Source organism: Pseudomonas sp. TE9122, from assembly GCF_056278925.1.
This window is the reverse complement of record NZ_JBWBQI010000001.1, coordinates 3853222-3869240: the sequence shown is the minus strand read 5'-3', so window position 1 is coordinate 3869240 and position 16019 is coordinate 3853222. Positions and strand designations below refer to the sequence as shown.

At 58.4% G+C, this 16019-nt stretch carries 14 protein-coding genes, 4 tRNA genes and 1 riboswitch; of the genes, 12 read left to right on the top strand and 6 right to left on the bottom strand.

The window, feature by feature from the left end:
- Positions 1 to 68: 68 nt before the first annotated feature.
- On the bottom strand, positions 69 to 578 hold the full coding sequence (locus ACZ9BE_RS17425; RefSeq protein ID WP_016773593.1) for a 6,7-dimethyl-8-ribityllumazine synthase: 510 nt from the start codon (positions 576 to 578) through the stop codon (positions 69 to 71).
- A gap of 103 nt (positions 579 to 681) precedes the next feature.
- A riboswitch (FMN riboswitch) is annotated at positions 682 to 853 on the bottom strand.
- Between the two features lie 277 nt (positions 854 to 1130).
- Between ACZ9BE_RS17425 and ltaE the strand changes: the two genes are divergently transcribed.
- The 7 genes from ltaE to ACZ9BE_RS17390 all read left to right on the top strand — a co-directional run bounded on the left by ltaE (position 1131) and on the right by ACZ9BE_RS17390 (position 7091).
- Positions 1131 to 2135 carry a low-specificity L-threonine aldolase gene (gene ltaE, locus ACZ9BE_RS17420; RefSeq protein WP_476249737.1) on the top strand — a complete coding sequence of 335 codons (1005 nt, stop codon included), beginning with the start codon at positions 1131 to 1133 and terminating at the stop codon, positions 2133 to 2135.
- A gap of 146 nt (positions 2136 to 2281) precedes the next feature.
- Positions 2282 to 4897: an alanine--tRNA ligase gene (gene alaS / locus ACZ9BE_RS17415; RefSeq protein WP_476249736.1), complete on the top strand. Its 2616-nt coding sequence runs from the start codon at positions 2282 to 2284 to the stop codon at positions 4895 to 4897.
- 90 nt (positions 4898 to 4987) lie between these two features.
- Entirely contained in the window at positions 4988 to 6229 is a 1242-nt protein-coding gene (locus ACZ9BE_RS17410; RefSeq protein WP_016773595.1) for an aspartate kinase, read from the top strand.
- A gap of 187 nt (positions 6230 to 6416) precedes the next feature.
- Positions 6417 to 6605 (top strand): carbon storage regulator CsrA, encoded by a 189-nt coding sequence (gene csrA / locus ACZ9BE_RS17405; protein ID WP_002554426.1) that lies wholly within the window; start codon positions 6417 to 6419, stop codon positions 6603 to 6605.
- A gap of 62 nt (positions 6606 to 6667) precedes the next feature.
- Positions 6668 to 6758, top strand: a tRNA-Ser gene (locus ACZ9BE_RS17400).
- A 107-nt stretch (positions 6759 to 6865) separates the two neighbouring features.
- Positions 6866 to 6942: transfer RNA gene (locus ACZ9BE_RS17395), tRNA-Arg, on the top strand.
- 72 nt (positions 6943 to 7014) lie between these two features.
- Positions 7015 to 7091 (top strand) — tRNA-Arg (locus tag ACZ9BE_RS17390).
- Positions 7092 to 7110: 19 nt separating this feature from the next.
- On the opposite strand, the gene ACZ9BE_RS17385 is transcribed toward ACZ9BE_RS17390, so the two are convergent.
- Positions 7111 to 7623: a hypothetical protein gene (locus ACZ9BE_RS17385; RefSeq protein WP_056788070.1), complete on the bottom strand. Its 513-nt coding sequence runs from the start codon at positions 7621 to 7623 to the stop codon at positions 7111 to 7113.
- Between the two features lie 321 nt (positions 7624 to 7944).
- Between ACZ9BE_RS17385 and mgtE the strand changes: the two genes are divergently transcribed.
- The gene (mgtE, locus tag ACZ9BE_RS17380; protein ID WP_016773597.1) at positions 7945 to 9387 is read left to right on the top strand and encodes a magnesium transporter; all 1443 of its coding nucleotides are present in this window, start codon (positions 7945 to 7947) and stop codon (positions 9385 to 9387) included.
- A gap of 256 nt (positions 9388 to 9643) precedes the next feature.
- On the opposite strand, the gene ACZ9BE_RS17375 is transcribed toward mgtE, so the two are convergent.
- Positions 9644 to 9970, bottom strand: a complete 327-nt coding sequence (locus ACZ9BE_RS17375; RefSeq protein ID WP_003178899.1) for an Arc family DNA-binding protein — start codon at positions 9968 to 9970, stop codon at positions 9644 to 9646.
- 388 nt (positions 9971 to 10358) lie between these two features.
- On the opposite strand from ACZ9BE_RS17375, the gene phnN reads away from it, so the two are divergent.
- Positions 10359 to 10928, top strand: coding sequence for a phosphonate metabolism protein/1,5-bisphosphokinase (PRPP-forming) PhnN (phnN, locus tag ACZ9BE_RS17370; RefSeq protein WP_056788074.1), 570 nt, complete (start codon positions 10359 to 10361; stop codon positions 10926 to 10928).
- Here the strand turns inward: phnN and ACZ9BE_RS17365 are convergent.
- Positions 10903 to 11082: a PA3371 family protein gene (locus tag ACZ9BE_RS17365; protein ID WP_016773599.1), complete on the bottom strand. Its 180-nt coding sequence runs from the start codon at positions 11080 to 11082 to the stop codon at positions 10903 to 10905. The two genes, phnN and ACZ9BE_RS17365, sit on opposite strands and share 26 nt — an antisense overlap.
- Before the next feature lie 20 nt (positions 11083 to 11102).
- A complete protein-coding gene (locus tag ACZ9BE_RS17360) occupies positions 11103 to 11336 on the bottom strand; it encodes a hypothetical protein (RefSeq protein WP_476249735.1) in 234 nt (77 codons plus the stop codon).
- 298 nt (positions 11337 to 11634) lie between these two features.
- Here ACZ9BE_RS17360 and ACZ9BE_RS17355 point away from each other — a divergent pair.
- A tRNA-Arg gene (locus ACZ9BE_RS17355) sits at positions 11635 to 11711 on the top strand.
- A 149-nt stretch (positions 11712 to 11860) separates the two neighbouring features.
- On the opposite strand, the gene ACZ9BE_RS17350 is transcribed toward ACZ9BE_RS17355, so the two are convergent.
- Positions 11861 to 13213 (bottom strand): lysozyme inhibitor LprI family protein, encoded by a 1353-nt coding sequence (locus tag ACZ9BE_RS17350; RefSeq protein ID WP_476249734.1) that lies wholly within the window; start codon positions 13211 to 13213, stop codon positions 11861 to 11863.
- Positions 13214 to 13430: 217 nt separating this feature from the next.
- Between ACZ9BE_RS17350 and ACZ9BE_RS17345 the strand changes: the two genes are divergently transcribed.
- Positions 13431 to 15035 carry a tetratricopeptide repeat-containing response regulator gene (locus ACZ9BE_RS17345; RefSeq protein WP_016773603.1) on the top strand — a complete coding sequence of 535 codons (1605 nt, stop codon included), beginning with the start codon at positions 13431 to 13433 and terminating at the stop codon, positions 15033 to 15035.
- Positions 15032 to 15724: a sensor histidine kinase gene (locus tag ACZ9BE_RS17340; protein WP_016773604.1), complete on the top strand. Its 693-nt coding sequence runs from the start codon at positions 15032 to 15034 to the stop codon at positions 15722 to 15724. Before ACZ9BE_RS17345 ends, ACZ9BE_RS17340 begins: the two co-directional genes overlap by 4 nt.
- The last annotated feature ends 295 nt before the right edge of the window (positions 15725 to 16019 follow it).

Genomic DNA, 16019 nt, shown 5'->3' with positions numbered 1-16019 from the left:
TTCGCGAGCAGGCTCGCTCCCACATTTGAATTCGGGTGGGGCTTAAGTCCCCACCCGGCCTGGTGCAGTCAGACCGCTACAGCGCGCGGCTCCGTGCGACGCAACGCGCGAATCTTCTGCAACGTATCGGCGCAAGTCCGCGCTGCTTCCTGACCCTTGTGCACAAAGTGCTCGAAGAAGAACTTTTGATGCTCTTCGCCCGAATGGAAGTGGTGCGGGGTGAGCGACACCGAGAACACCGGCACTTCGGTTTCCAACTGCACCTGCATCAGGCCGCTGACCACCGATTGCGCGACGAATTCGTGGCGATAAATGCCGCCGTCCACCACCAAAGCGGCGGCGACAATGCCAGCGTAACGGCCTGACTTGGCCAGCAGCTTGGCGTGCAGCGGCATTTCAAAGGCGCCGCCGACTTCAAAAAAGTCGATGTCCGATTCCTGATAACCCTGCACCAGCATTTCAGCGACGAAGCCTTTACGGCTCTGGTCGACGATTTCCTTGTGCCAGCAGGCCTGGATGAACGCGACGCGCTCGCCTTGTGGGTGTTTGCTTTTGCTGTCGATAGCGGTGGGTTGCATGTTCTGACTCCTGTTTGTGTGAAAAACAGGGCGTTATGAATCGAAAGGGATGCAAGGGTGCGAACGCAGGCACGGATGCACGCGGACGGCCCTTTGGCGTCGATCCCGTTCTCTCTTCATCCGGACTATGACCGTCGGCCCCGGAATCACACCGGGTCTGCTGACCTTGCCGATGCACCCGATCCAAGCCGTGTGCAGCGCCAAGCGCTCGCGGGCTATGCGCATTGCGCGCAATTACCGCCGGTGGGGAATTGCACCCCGCCCTGAGAACGTTTTCGCCGCCCATAGGCGGGCGGCGGCAAGTTTGTAACACATATTTCCCGGCCATGCACATGACACTGCGGGAGCGAGCCCGCTCGCGAAAGCGGCTTCACATTCAACGAAGATGCTGACTGTTACTCCGCTTTCGCGAGCAGGCTCGCTCCCACATGGGCTTTGTCTGCTCGAGGAAGAATGGGATTTTTCCTCGTTCTAGGGTTGATTAATCTGTGCGATGACCGCAGTAATCCCACTTCACAAAGGGATTTCCCCATCTGACCAGAGGCCAGGTTCATGAGCGTTATCGATCTTCGCAGCGACACCGTCACCCAACCGACTCCCGCCCTGCTCGACGCGATGACCGCAGCGGACACCGGCGACGATGTGTACGGCGAAGATCCGACGGTCAATCGCCTCGAGGCAGAACTGGCCGAGCGCTTGGGCTTTGCTGCTGCGCTATTCGTGCCGACCGGGACCATGAGCAACCTGCTCGGCCTGATGGCGCACTGCGAGCGTGGCGACGAATACATCGTCGGTCAGCAGGCGCACACCTATAAGTACGAAGGCGGCGGGGCGGCGGTGCTCGGTTCGATTCAGCCGCAGCCGCTGGAAGTGCAGGGCGACGGTTCACTGGATCTGGATCAGGTCGCCGCCGCGATCAAACCGGACGATTTCCATTTCGCCCGCACGCGTTTGCTGGCGCTGGAAAACACAATGCAGGGCAAAGTGCTGCCGCTGGAATATCTGGCGCGCGCGCGACGCTTTACTCAGGAACACGGCCTGCAATTGCACTTGGACGGCGCGCGGCTGTACAACGCGGCGGTCAAGCTTGGCGTCGATGCCCGGGAGATCACCCAGCATTTCGATTCGGTGTCGGTGTGCCTGTCCAAAGGCCTCGGCGCACCGGTCGGTTCGGTGCTGTGCGGTTCCGAGCAACTGATCGGCAAAGCGCGGCGTTTGCGCAAAATGGTCGGTGGCGGCATGCGTCAGGCCGGGTTGCTCGCGGCGGCTGGCTTGTACGCACTGGATCATCACGTCGAACGGCTGGCGGACGACCATGCCAACGCACAGTTGCTGGCCGAGGGCTTGCGTGAAGCCGGTTTCATCGTCGAGCCAGTGCAAACCAACATGGTTTATGTGCAAATGGGCGACAGGGCCGCAGCACTCAAGGACTTTGCCGGCGAACGCGGGATCAGGCTCAGCGCCGCTGCGCGCTTGCGCATGGTCACGCACATGGACGTCAGTCGCGCGCAAATCGAGCAAGTGATCGCGACATTCGTCGAGTTTTCACGCAAGTGACAGCGTCAGCCGTCCAATTGACCGTTTCTATCGTATAAACACGCTGTACCCCGCGCGCAGGGCCGATATAATGCGGCCCTTTGCCGTCGCTTCGTCTCATGACGTTTCGAACAGGCCTTTGGCCGCAGCCTCCGTGGAAGAACCTAATGAAAAGCGCAGAAATCCGTGAAGCCTTCCTTCGCTTCTTCGAAGAGCAAGGCCACACCCGTGTAGCCTCCAGCTCTTTGATTCCGGGCAACGACCCAACCCTGCTGTTCACCAACGCGGGGATGAACCAGTTCAAGGACTGCTTCCTGGGCCAGGAAAAACGTGCGTACACCCGTGCCACCAGCAGCCAGAAATGCGTGCGCGCCGGCGGCAAGAACAGTGACCTGGAAAACGTCGGTTATACCGCGCGTCACCACACGTTCTTCGAAATGCTCGGCAACTTCAGCTTCGGCGACTACTTCAAGCACGACGCGATCACCTTCGCCTGGACCTTCCTCACCAGCGTGCTCAAGCTGCCGAAGGAAAAGCTCTGGGTCACCGTCTACGCCACCGACGACGAAGCGTATGACATCTGGACACAGAAAATCGGTGTGCCAGCCGAGCGCATGATCCGCATCGGCGACAACAAGGGTGCGCCGTACGCTTCCGATAACTTCTGGACCATGGGCGATACCGGCCCGTGCGGCCCGTGCACCGAGATTTTCTACGATCACGGCGAGCACATCTGGGGCGGCCCGCCGGGCTCGCCGGAAGAAGATGGCGATCGCTACATCGAAATCTGGAACAACGTGTTCATGCAGTTCAACCGCACCGCCGACGGTGTGTTGCATCCGTTGCCAGCGCCGTCGGTGGACACCGGCATGGGCCTGGAGCGGATCAGTGCGGTGATGCAGCACGTCAACTCCAACTACGACATCGACCTGTTCAAGAACCTGCTCAAGGCTTCGGCTGAAGCGATCGGCTGCGAAAACGGCGATCAGTCGTCGCTCAAAGTCGTTTCCGACCACATCCGTTCCTGCGGTTTCCTGATCGCCGACGGCGTGCTGCCGTCCAACGAAGGTCGCGGTTACGTGCTGCGCCGGATCATCCGTCGCGCCTGCCGTCACGGCAACAAGCTCGGCGCCACCGGCAGCTTTTTCTACAAGATCGTCGCGGCGCTGGTCGCCGAAATGGGCGAAGCCTTCCCGGAACTGAAGAAGCAGCAAAGCAACATCGAGCGCGTCCTCAAGGCTGAAGAAGAGCAGTTCTCCAAGACACTGGAGCACGGCCTGAAAATCCTCGAGCAGGATCTGGCCGAACTCAAAGGCACCGTGGTGCCGGGCGACGTGGTGTTCAAACTCTACGACACCTACGGCTTCCCGATGGACCTGACCGCCGACATCGCCCGCGAACGCGGCTTGACCGTTGACGAAGCCGGCTTCGAGCGCGAGATGGAAGCGCAGCGTGTTCGCGCGCGTTCGGCCAGCTCGTTCGGTCTGGACTACAACACCCTGGTCAAGGTCGACGTGGCCACCGAGTTCACCGGTTACGCCGCCACCAGCGGCTCGGCGAAAATCGTTGCCATCTATAAGGATGGTCAGTCGGTCGACGTGCTGAGCGAAGGTCAGGAAGGCGTGATCGTGCTCAACCAGACGCCGTTCTACGCCGAATCCGGTGGCCAGATCGGCGACTGCGGTTTCATTCAGGCCGGCAGCAGCCGCTTCGACGTGCGCGATACCACCAAGACCGGCGGCGCATTCCTGCACCACGGTGTGCTGGCCTCGGGCAGTCTGACCATCGGCGCACCGGTGGAAACTCACGTCGACGCCGAAGTACGTCACGCCACCGCGCTGAACCACTCGGCTACTCACTTGCTGCACGCCGCGCTGCGTCAGGTGCTGGGCGAGCATGTGCAGCAGAAAGGTTCGTTGGTCGACAGTCAGCGCCTGCGTTTCGACTTCAGCCACTTCGAAGCAATCAAGCCAGAGCAGATCAAGCAGCTGGAAGACATCGTCAACGCCGAGATTCGCAAGAACTCCGCCGTTGAAACCGAAGAAACCGACATCGAAACCGCTAAGAACAAAGGCGCCATGGCGCTGTTCGGCGAGAAGTACGGCGACAGCGTGCGCGTGCTGAGCATGGGCGACTTCTCGGTCGAACTGTGCGGCGGTATCCACGCCAACCGTACCGGCGACATCGGCCTGCTGAAAATCATCAGCGAAGGCGGTGTGGCATCGGGCGTGCGTCGTATCGAGGCAGTCACCGGTGCTGCGGCGCTGGCCTACTTGAACGCGGCAGAAGAACAACTCAAGGAAGCGGCCAGCCTGGTCAAGGGCAGCCGCGACAACCTGATCGACAAGCTCTCGGCGGTACTGGAGCGCAACCGTCTGCTGGAGAAACAACTCGAGCAGTTGCAGGCCAAGGCAGCCAGCGCTGCGGGCGACGATCTGTCGGCCTCGGCGGTGGACGTCAAGGATGTGAAGGTGCTGGCTGCCCGTCTGGACGGTCAGGATGGCAAGGCGCTGCTGGCGCTGGTCGATCAGCTGAAAAACAAACTCGGCCGCGCAGTGATCCTGCTCGGCGGTGTCCATGAGGAAAAGGTCGTACTGGTTGCAGGCGTAACCAAGGACCTGACTGGCCAACTCAAAGCCGGTGATTTGATGAAACAGGCTGCTGCGGCAGTGGGCGGGAAGGGCGGTGGTCGTCCGGACATGGCGCAGGGCGGTGGTGTCGATGCCGCTGCGCTGGATGGCGCACTGGCGCTGACCGTTCCATTCGTCGAGCAGGCTTTATAAGACGGCTCGCCAGGCCCGCAGTCTAGTGGCGGGCCTGGCGACTGTTCGAAAGATTATTGGGCGCCCTTCATGGGCAGAGGCGGCTTTGAAATGGCTTTGATCGTACAGAAATTTGGAGGCACCTCGGTCGGCACTGTCGAGAGAATCGAGCAGGTCGCCGACAAGGTTAAGAAATTCCGCGATGCCGGCGATGACCTGGTGGTTGTGCTGTCTGCAATGAGCGGCGAAACCAACCGTCTGATCGATCTGGCCAAGCAAATCAGTGGCGAGGCGCAACCGGTTCCGCGCGAGCTGGACGTGATCGTCTCCACCGGTGAGCAGGTGACGATTGCCCTGTTGGCCATGGCGCTGATCAAGCGCGGTGTGCCGGCGGTGTCGTACACCGGTAATCAGGTGCGGATCCTGACCGACAGTGCGCACAATAAAGCGCGTATCTTGCAGATTGATGACCAGAAGATTCGCGGTGATCTAAAGGCTGGTCGCGTGGTGGTTGTCGCCGGTTTCCAGGGTGTCGACGAGCACGGCAACATCACCACCCTCGGTCGCGGCGGTTCCGATACCACCGGCGTGGCACTGGCTGCGGCCTTGAAAGCGGATGAATGCCAGATCTACACCGACGTCGACGGTGTCTACACCACCGACCCGCGTGTGGTGCCGGTCGCTCAGCGTCTGGACAAGATCACCTTCGAAGAGATGCTGGAAATGGCCAGCCTCGGTTCCAAGGTCCTGCAGATCCGTGCGGTGGAATTCGCCGGCAAGTACAACGTTCCGCTGCGCGTACTGCACAGCTTCAAGGAGGGTCCGGGCACCCTCATTACTATTGATGAAGAGGAAACCATGGAACAGCCGATCATTTCCGGCATCGCTTTCAACCGCGATGAAGCCAAGCTGACCATCCGTGGCGTGCCAGACACCCCGGGCGTGGCGTTCAAGATTCTCGGCCCGATCAGTGCCGCGAACATCGAAGTCGACATGATCGTGCAGAACGTCGCGCACGATAACACCACCGACTTCACCTTCACCGTGCACCGCAACGACTACCAGGCTGCACAGACCGTGCTGGAAAACACCGCTCGCGAAATCGGTGCCCGTGAAGTGGTTGGCGACACCAAGATCGCCAAGGTCTCGATCGTCGGCGTCGGCATGCGTTCCCACGCAGGCGTGGCCAGCCGCATGTTCGAATCCCTGGCGAAAGAAAGCATCAACATCCAGATGATCTCGACTTCGGAAATCAAGGTTTCCGTGGTGATCGAAGAGAAGTACCTGGAACTGGCCGTGCGCGCGCTGCACACGGCTTTCGAACTGGATGCTCCGGCCCGTCAGGGCGAGTAATCCGATTCTGTGAAGGGCGCGGTCTGACCGCGCCCTTTATTTTTGAATGGCGCGAGCCCCGGAACTGTTCTTTTGCTCGCGCTGGTCAATACTCAGGCATGTAGGGCTACGATCGCTGCGGTTGTAGGTCGGGTGCCTTTTTTTTGCAGACTGTTGTCCCTGAAATGAATGGCGTAAGGAGAAAGGTATGCTGATTCTGACTCGTCGGTGCGCGGAAAGCCTGATTATCGGTGACGGCGAAATCACCGTGACCGTGCTCGGCGTCAAAGGAAACCAGGTGCGTATCGGCGTCAACGCTCCGAAAGAGGTTGCGGTGCACCGTGAGGAAATTTACCTGCGTATAAAGAAAGAGAAGGACGAAGAACCAAGCCATTAATTTTTATCGATTTTTATGTTTGCAAACGGGGAAGAAGCTGGTTAATATACGCCCCGTGTTGCGGAGAGCTGGCCGAGTGGCCGAAGGCGCTCCCCTGCTAAGGGAGTACACCTCAAAAGGGTGTCGGGGGTTCGAATCCCCCGTTCTCCGCCATTATTTGCTTAGTACGTCGTAATCTGGCTTCTTCTGTAAGTTGTTGAAATTACTAGAAAAAGTGTTTGACATAGAGATTAGACGGCCTATAATGCGCGGCAACAAATGCACTCGTAGCTCAGCTGGATAGAGTACTCGGCTACGAACCGAGCGGTCACAGGTTCGAATCCTGTCGAGTGCACCATTTAAGAGTTATTTGCTGTAAGGTGAGTAACTCGGCTTCAGCCAGTTGTGGTCTGGTCTAAAAACACAAAATGCACTCGTAGCTCAGCTGGATAGAGTACTCGGCTACGAACCGAGCGGTCACAGGTTCGAATCCTGTCGAGTGCACCATATACCAAGAAGCCCGCGTTTAACGCGGGCTTTTTGCTGTCCGGGATTTGGCTTTTCCCTTCACGCAGCCTCTTTCATCAAAATCAATTTGAGCACTGCGGCCTCGCTTGAGGTCGTAACGATAGCTCGTGGTCGACGTGCGCGTGTTGATCTTGTCGGGCTTGCCCAGTGCGCTTTCGACGTCCCGCTGACTCATGCCGGCAATCACTCGCCGATTGATGATCGCTTCGCGCCGCTGTCTGTTGTCGATCAGGTTTCCACATTTATGTTCAGTGCCGCCGACGATGCCCGGTTCGCGTCCGCTGTCTTTCATGCCGGTCACAGCTTCGTGATTGAACTCCGGCATGATTGCGACCCAGCCGGGTGAATACGGGTGGACCTCCTGAATTGAGAGTTGCTCGCCAGTTGCGCAGCTCATCGACGTAAACGTGACGCTGCCGTCAGCAGCCTGGCAACGATGAAGTGTGGTGGCGTTGGCAGGCGTGAAGTGGAGCAGGGCGGTCAGTAGAAGAAGCGCTGGTTTTGCTGGCATTCGATGTCCTCCATGACGATCTAAGCTCAAGGGTAGTCGCTGCTTTTTGCATTGCCGGTGTGTTTTCTTTTCAAGATGAGTCGTCGCATTTGCACGGGTCAGGCAGGCGCTCAGGTTTGTTTCGCAAGCGCTTGTTTCAGCCGTGATTTTTTCAACGTTTTAAACCGTCAGGCGTGTATCATTGCGCCCGTCAGCCCCGCCGGGGCTTATGGAAAACCTCCATGGACTTACCCAGTAGTTGTTCAGTAAACCGTTTCACCAATCATGAATTGACTGATTGATCCTTCCGGCGTGCCCCGCTGCTGGGAGTGGAGTTCGCCTATGTCCGAAATCGAAGTAAAGAAAACACAGGAAAGCCTGCAGGACCGCCTGGCTCAGGTCGTCGAGTTGCTGCAGCGCCAGCGTGTCGTTGAAGACCTGACTCATCGCCAGGAAGGTCCGCACCACGACCGCGTGGAAAACCTGGTTCACCGGCAAAACCTCGTCGAGCTGCAACGCAAGCTCGATGATCTGCACTCCGCCGACGTCGCCTACATTCTCGAAGCCTTGCCGCTGGACGATCGTCTGACGCTCTGGCAACTGGTCAAGGCCGACCGCGACGGCGACATTCTTCTTGAAGTTTCCGATTCCGTCCGTGAAACGCTGATCGCCGACATGGACGATCACGAGCTCCTGGCTGCCGCCAAGGACATGGACGCCGACGAACTCGCTGACCTCGCCTCCGAGCTGCCGCGAGACGTTGTCCATGAGCTGATGGAGAGTCTGGATAACCAGCAGCGCGAACGCGTGCGCTCGGCGCTGTCCTATGACGAGGATCAGGTCGGTGCGCTGATGGACTTCGAGATGGTGACGATCCGTGAGGACGTCAGCCTTGAAGTGGTTCTGCGCTATCTGCGTCGCCTCAAAGAGCTTCCCGGTCATACCGATAAACTGTTCGTGGTTGATTACGACGGCGTGCTCAAGGGCGTGCTGCCGATCAAGCGTCTGCTGGTCAACGATCCGGAGAAGCAGGTCGCGGAAGTGATGGCCAGCGATCCGGTGAGCTTCCATCCGGACGAAGATGCCTACGACGCTGCTCAGGCGTTCGAGCGTTACGACTTGATCTCCGCGCCGGTGGTCGACAAGAACGGCAAGCTGATCGGGCGTCTGACCATCGATGAAATGGTCGACCTGATCCGTGAGGAAAGCGAAAGCGAAGTCCTCAACATGGCCGGTCTGCGCGAAGAGGAAGATATCTTCGCCTCCGTGTGGAAATCCCTGCGTAACCGTTGGGCGTGGCTGGCGGTGAACCTGATCACTGCATTTGTGGCATCGCGGGTGATCGGTCTGTTCGAAGGTTCGATCGAGAAATTGGTGGCACTGGCGGCGCTGATGCCGATCGTGGCGGGTATCGGTGGCAACTCCGGTAACCAGACCATCACCATGATCGTGCGCGCCATGGCGCTGGATCAGGTCAGCACCGGCAACACTTCGCGCTTGATGCGCAAAGAGCTGGCGGTCGGTTTGATCAATGGTCTGGTCTGGGGCGGGGTGATCGGTGTGGTCGCGTACATGCTCTACGGCAGTTGGTCACTCGGCGTGGTAATGACGGCGGCGATGACGCTCAACCTGTTGCTGGCGGCGTTGATGGGGGTGTTGATTCCGATGACGCTGGCGAAGATGGGCCGCGATCCGGCGATGGGTGCCAGTGTGATGATCACCGCAATGACCGACAGCGGTGGCTTCTTCATCTTCCTCGGGTTGGCGACAATCTTCCTGCTCTGACCTTGTGCAATGAAAAGCCCGTCAAATCGACGGGCTTTTTTGTGCCTGCCAAACAAATACGGGCGCAAGTACAAGTAACGGTGGCGAGGGGATTTATCCCCGCTGGACTGCGCAGCAGTCCCATTGTTTTTGGGGCTGCCATGCAGCCCAGCGGGGATAAATCCCCTCGCCACACTCCATTGCCAAGCGGCCATCTGTCATATCGCGGGCAAAAAAAAGCCAGCAATCATGCTGGCTTCAATATGTTCGGTATAACTCAGGACGCGTCTGCGGCCATTTCAGCGTCGTGGGCGATCAGCGACACCAGGGCGTTCTGCTGACGGTGCGACAGCTGACGGAAGCGCTGCAACAGCTCGCGCTCGTGCAGCGACAGCTCCGGGCTGTCCAGGCGCATGCTCAGCTCTTCGCCCAGTGCGCCTTCCTGAATAAGACTCTGCTCAAGGCGCGCAATGATTTCGGAGTTCATGCTGCGATGATGATTGCGAGCCACCTCGGCAATGCGTTCACGCATTCCGTCTGGCAGACGTACGACAAACTTGTCAGCCGTACGGCTGGAATAAATTGCCTGTTTCAATGGGCGCATATATTTAACCGGTTAGTTCAGGGGAGCGGTTCTCGGGATTGGCCGCAGGATGTGTGGTAGGACAAGCATCCGGACCAATTGGTTCAACCTGAATTGTTAAGAGGCCGGCATCATGCCTCAAAATTGCCAGATCATTGGCGTCAATTCTGTGACAAATATTGAGCCGGGTAAAGGCGTAATGCCAGCACCAGTTGTCAGAAATGCGGACTGGTTGGAAAACTTTCCATCCTTCCGTATCGCTGCCCGCTTTCGCATGCACATCTGTTGATGTCCGAAGACCTTAGAACGTGCATGCTATGCGGCTCGCTATTCTTGATCCCTATGTGTACAGGATAGTGGCAATTTGCCGATTTACTAGAGGCAGGACCCGTCGGAGGGCGTTTTCGGGATGGATGGCAAGCTTTTTTACCTGATGGGGCCGTCCGGTTCGGGCAAGGACAGCCTGATCGAAGCAGCGCGTGAGCCACTGCGTGAGTTGAACTGTGAAGTGATGCGCCGGGTGATTACCCGATCGGCGGAGTCAGTCGGCGAAGATGCAATCGGCGTGACGCCTGAAGAGTTCGACCGGCGACAGCACGCTGGCGCTTTTTCCTTAGCCTGGCAAGCCAACGGCCTCTCTTACGGCATTCCAAGGGAAATGGATGAATGGTTGCAAGCGGGCCGGCACGTATTGGTTAACGGGTCGAGAGCGAACCTGCGTCAAGCAATGGAGAAATATCCAACGCTGGTGCCGGTTCTGCTGACAGTCAACGATGAGGTCCTGCGTAAGCGCCTGCTCAAGCGTGGCCGGGAAACCCCTGAGCAAATCGACGCAAGACTCGCGCGCAACGCACTGTTCAAAGACCGCAGATCCAGCGACAGCCCCGTTCATCAGATCGAAAATTCTGTTGATCTTGCTGAAGCTGTCTCTGCATTACTTGAGCTGATCCGGCTCAACGCAGAACCGGATCAAACTTGATCTTGCGCCCTGCAATCAGCGCCAGCACAAACAGCACCGCAAACACGCCACAGCCAACCAGAGGCAAGGTGACTTCCGTCTCCTCGAACAGCGCCAGATGGGTAACGCCACTCAGTAAAGCGAGGATCAGAAATCCCGTCGCTGATTTGGACATGTTGTACTCCTGAAGATATTTCAAAAAACCAGACGTTCGGTGGTCGGCGCCGAGGCTAGCTCAGGCTCGCTGACCATTTGCGTAGAGGCATCGCTGCGATCACTCAGCACCGCCCACTGCGGCGCTTTCTGCACCTGCAAGTAATGCGGCATGCGCTGCGCCAGTGGCTGCTCAATGTCCGCCTTGGGAAAAAAATGCGATCCGAGCAAGAAAGCCAACGCCGCTGCGTTTGCAAGCAAGAGGGTGCTGTTCATGGCACGACGCTCCAAGTTGTTCTTTTTGATAGAACAGGCATAGCAGCCGCCGTGCCAACAGTGTAACGGTTGATAAGTCCTTTAAAAACAAGGGTTTGGTAAGGTTTTTCGGGCGCCGCTGATTGCAATCTGCAATGACCGCTTTTTCGCGTAGTGCAAATTGCCCGGTAAAAGTTCCCGCAATCTTGCACGGCGCCTGCCTACACTTAAAAAGCCCTAAGGACGACATGACAAACCAGGGGCCGGCCGTTAACATGCACGCCGTCTGTCGCGCCGCGTACAGCGCGCTTCAATCAGTGTCTCAGTAGCTCAATTGGATAGAGCATCCCCCTCCTAAGGGGAAGGTTGCAGGTTCGAACCCCGCCTGGGACACCACTTCTTGAAAACGAAAAGCCCCGTCGCATTTATCCATTGCGACGGGGCTTTTTGGTTTGGTCGACGAACAGGCGTTTTGCACTGTTACAAACTCCGGGGTCCCACCTCTGCCGTTGCATCGGGGCATTTGCGCCGGTGCTGACTGACGATCAGTCGCCGTTCAGTTCGACTTTGCCGAGAGTGCTGCTGACGTCGGTGACATGCCGACGGCCGTGGACTTCGTAAGTAGTCCCGCTCGCCTCGACGCCCGGCTTGCGCACGGCCAGTTGAGCGAATAACCCCGTCTTTTCGCTGTAACTGCCGAACCAGTCAATCAGCGCTCCGATGTAGCATTCGCCGCCGATCATTACCGGCAAATCAGCGATCTTTTCGATGGTGTAGTGCCCTGGACCGTAGCTGTAGTAATCGTCGTCTCCGGCACCCGTGGGAGGAATAGGGCAAAGGGGCGCGTTAGCGGTTGATTCCGATGCGACTTTCATTGCCTGGGTGATGGCGTGTTCGAGTGCCCCGTGCAGTTCCGCGTCAAGCTCGTAGGTGCTGGTGCCATCCTCTTTATGTTGAGTCGTGGGCACCTGCAGGGCGTAACTGTAACGCACGGACACCGTCGGCACCTGACGGTTGACCTTCAGCGGATTGAGCAGATACAGGTTGTCGACACCGTAGGCGCCGTTTCGGTAGGCGGCATAGATTCTGTCGTGAAGCTTGATCCAGCTGATTGCCTGATTGGCGCCACGGTCGTTGGTGTAGAACAGCGAGCTTTCCGGCTCGACCGATCTCTTGACGAACCGCTCGCCCTTGCGGCGCCAGGTTTCCACGTAGGTGAACAAGCCGGTGCCGCCTGCGTATGTGTCGACGATAAGGTCGCGCTGGCCATCATGGTCCAGATCCAGCAGTGCGTAGGAAGACCGTCCGGTCTCGGCGGCGCCGTCGATGCTTGAGGCGTTCAATGCTTTCCATTCGTCCTCGCTCACGCCTTTGGGACGCGACTTGGGGAAGTTGGTTTGCTCGCCGTAGCTGTCGACTGGATCGCCCGCGAAAGATGTCTGCGAAGACTCGAAAGCCCGTGCGGCCAAGGCATGTTCCAGGGCAAATTCCGGGTGGTTTTTGCTCTCGGCACGAATGCTTTCCTGCAGATCGTTCATCGCCTGAAAATCCACGGCGTCCGGCTGCCACATTGCGGCTTGCGTCCACTGTGCCTGCAATGCTTGCAGGCGCTGGCGGTAGCTGCCATCCAGGCAAGCGACATCGACTGCGCAGGCATTGCGGGTTTTTAGCCAGGCGCGCTGGGTGCGCTTGAGCTCAGGTTGCGTCGCTGTGGCAGTTGTCATCAGTTGGCGATACAGCGTGCCCATCTGCGCGTCTAGCTCATACAGCGATTTATTCGCGCAAATCATGTTTTCCACGTCGTTCGCCGCTTTTTTGCAATCCATCGCCGCCGCTGTCGCTTGCTGGATAAAGACAAGCAAACACGCTGACAGGATGTAGTGTCCCTTGATGTACACGATTCAGTCCTTATGCAAATCCTTGAGCAGGCGCGCAGAGTAATACTCCAGGCAACATTCTTGAAGCTCCACCCTCAGGCCCCGGCACTTTTGGCCGATAACCCGAACGGTGAGTTCAGGCTCGCGCGAAATCGCTTGATGGCGCATGGCCTCCAGCTATCATCTGCGCGCCTGAAATCGCCTCGGTTCGTTTTCTTCAATTGCCTGGAAATCTTCGATGTCGTCGTATCACCAAAAAAGCTTTCTGATCGTCGATGATTTTTCCGATTTCCGCAGTTCCGTGCGTTCGATGTTGCGTGAGCTCGGCGTCAAGGATGTCGATACCGCCGACACCGGTGAACAGGCGCTGAAGATGTGTTCGCAGAAGTCCTACGATTTCATTCTTCAGGACTTCCACCTCGGCGATGGCAAGAAGAACGGCCAGCAGGTGCTCGAAGACCTGATGTCGGAAAAGCTCATCAGCCACGAAGCCGTTTTCGTCATGGTCACCGCCGAGACCAGTCAGGCGATGGTGCTCAGCGCGCTGGAGCACGAGCCGGATGCGTACCTGACCAAGCCTTTCAACCGTTCCGGACTGGCCCAGCGTCTTGAGCGTCTGGAACAACGCAAGACTTTGCTCAAACCGATTCTGCAGGCCCTTGATCGCGGTAAGCCGGTCGAGGTGCTCAATGCCTGTATTGCCCTGTGCAAACAGGACATCCGCTATTCGCCGCTGTGCCTGCGTTACCGCGCCGATGCGCTGCGCGACATGAATCAGAACGAAGCGCTGGAGCGACTCTACGACGGCATCATTGCCGACCGGCCGTTGCCGTGGGCCTTCGCCGGATTGGGCAAATTATTGTTCAAGCGCGGGCAGGTCTCGCAGGCCAAAGAAGTTTATGAAAAGGCCTTGAAAGTGTTCCCGATGATGCCGGCGCTGTATGACGGCATGGCCGATGTGCTGGTGGCCGAAGGCGACAGCAAAGGCGCGCAGCGGGTGCTCGAAGAAGCGATTCGACTGTCGCCATTGGCGGTGCGCCGTCAGGCTTTGCTCGGCAAACTGGCGATGGCCAACGAAGATTTCGAAACCGCCTCGCGGGCTTATCGTCAGGCCGTGGCGCAGGGCGCGCAGTCGCGTTTCAAGGACCCGGAAAGCAATCTCGGCCTGGCGCACGCGCTGATCAGCAAGGGTAGCGATCGCGGGCTCGACACGCGTACGCGACTGGAGATCAACACCACCCTCAGCGCTGTGGCCAAAGAAAACCCGAGCGACCCCGGTCTGCAGATTCGCGCGCGTTTGATGAAAGCCACCAGCCTGTTGCTCAACGACGCCGAAACCGCCGACAAGCTCACCGAACAGGCGCTGATGCGCCTCGATGGCATGGAGCAATTCATGAGTCCCGAGGCGGCGTTGCTGGTGGCCAAGCAGTTGCAGATGCTCGGTCAGGCCGAGGCGGGCACTTCGATGCTCAAGAGCTGCGCGGAGATCTACGGTGATGACCCGGCGGTGATGAAAGACATTGCCAAGCTCACCGACGATCCGACGATTCTCAGTTCGAGCAACGCTGCGGCCGATCTCAACCGTCAGGGCGTGCGCGTGTACAAGACCGGCAATCTGGTCGAGGCCCGCGAAGTGTTCCGCAAGGCGCTCAAGCTGCAACCGAAAAACATCAGTATCGCGCTGAACCTGGCCCAGTCGCTGCTGCACGGCACCGACACCAGTGTGCCGTCGGCGGAGCTGGAAGAATGTCGGGCCTGCCTGAAACTGGTGGGCCTGATGCCCGACACCGACGCGCGGTTTGCGCGTTATCAGAAGCTGAAAAGCAAGGCGTTTGGCGAATGAACCCAATAGATCCGGCGCTGGATTTTTCCACGGTGATTGCCTCCACCGTTCACGACATGAAGAACTCTCTGGCCATGCTGATGCAGGCGCACAGCCAATGGCTGGCGCGTCTGCCGAAAGAGCTGCGCGACGGCTCGGAGCAGGGCGTGATCGACTTCGAGTTCGCCCACCTCAACGGCATGCTCGTGCAGTTGCTGGGGCTGTACAAACTTGGCGTGAATCAGTTGCCGCTGCAGCCGGCGTATCACGAACTCGACGATTTCATCGAGGCGCAACTGGCCGCGCATCAGGAAGTGTTTGCCAGTCGCGGCATCATCGCCACTTATGAAGTCGACCCGTTGAGCCCGCTGGGTTTCTTCGATCGCGAGCTGATCGCCTCGGTGCTCGGCAACTGCATCAACAATGCGATTCGCTACGCCCGCGAGTCGTTGCTGATTACTGTCAGCGACGAAGCCGGGCAACTGGTGTTGAGCATCAACGACGATGGCGACGGCTATCCGGCAGAGATGCTCGAGCGTCAGGCCGATTATGTGCAGGGCATCAATCACAGCAGCGGCAGCACCGGGCTGGGTCTGTATTTCGCCAATCGCATCGCGGCGCTGCATCAGCGCAACGGCGTGGAAGGGCGCACCGAAATCAGCAATGGCGGGCCGTTGGGCGGTGGGGTGTTCAGCCTCTACTTGCCCTGAGGTCTGGTGTAGGAGCTGCCGAAGGCTGCGATCTTTTGATTTTAAAAAGCAAGATCAAAAGATCGCAGCCTCGTTGCACTCGTCAGCTCCTACGTCTCCTGCACAAGATCGGGATTTTTGTGGGCGCTGCTTGATATTCCGAACAGCCGCAGCCTATTTTGTCCGGGTCGCCGTTCGCGGCTCGCACAACAACAAGGATTGCGTCATGACAACCGATGGCCAGGGTTCACTCGCGCAGCGATTGACCGGCATTGATGAGATTGAATGTGTCACCCCGGATCTGAACGGTGTGCCA